Here is a 388-nt window from a genome sequence, read left to right on the forward strand (position 1 = left end):
TGAGATGTTCCGTAAGCTTCTAGACGAAGGTCGTGCGGGTGAGAACGTTGGTGCGCTACTACGTGGTACTAAGCGTGATGAAGTAGAACGTGGCCAAGTACTTGCTAAGCCAGGTTCAATCACTCCACACACTAAGTTCGAATCAGAAGTATACGTACTTTCTAAAGATGAAGGTGGTCGTCACACTCCATTCTTCAAAGGCTACCGTCCACAGTTCTACTTCCGTACAACTGACGTAACTGGTGATATCTCTCTACCAGAAGGCGTAGAAATGGTAATGCCTGGTGACAACATCCAATGGTTGTTGAGCTAATCTCTCCAATCGCGATGGACGAAGGTCTACGTTTCGCGATCCGTGAAGGTGGCCGTACTGTTGGTGCTGGTGTTG

Annotated in this window: 1 pseudogene; it reads left to right on the top strand. The window is 48.2% G+C overall.

The annotated features are described in order from the left end of the window. Nucleotides 1-388 (top strand): annotated as a pseudogene (tuf, locus tag CIK04_RS31665) (elongation factor Tu); the annotation flags it as partial.

The sequence above is a fragment of the Vibrio sp. 03_296 genome (genome assembly GCF_002265885.1).